The sequence below is a fragment of the Bradyrhizobium uaiense genome (assembly GCF_010811875.1).
Taxonomy (GTDB): Bacteria; Pseudomonadota; Alphaproteobacteria; order Rhizobiales; family Xanthobacteraceae; genus Bradyrhizobium; species Bradyrhizobium uaiense.
In genome coordinates this window covers 1-228 of the sequence record NZ_VKHP01001184.1, presented here as the reverse complement: position 1 = coordinate 228, position 228 = coordinate 1, and the positions used below count along the sequence as shown (strand labels likewise).

General features: G+C 64.0%; 1 protein-coding gene. It reads left to right on the top strand.

Annotated features, from left to right (window positions below; genetic code table 11):
- The coding region (locus FNJ47_RS49225; RefSeq protein ID WP_163163893.1) for an MFS transporter at positions 1-228 on the top strand (228 nt) is incomplete at both ends.

Genomic DNA, 228 nt, shown 5'->3' with positions numbered 1-228 from the left:
ATTTCGGCTTCGGCATGCTGGCCAACTTCCTGCTCGGCATCGCGCTGTACGGCTCGGTGTTCATCCTGCCGCAGTACCTGTCGCGCATCCAGGGCTACAATGCCGAGCAGATCGGCATGGTGCTGGCCTGGACCGGCCTGCCGCAGCTCCTGCTGATCCCGCTGGTGCCGCGGCTGATGCAGCGCTTCGACCCCCGCATTGTCATCGGTATCGGATTTGCGCTGTTCG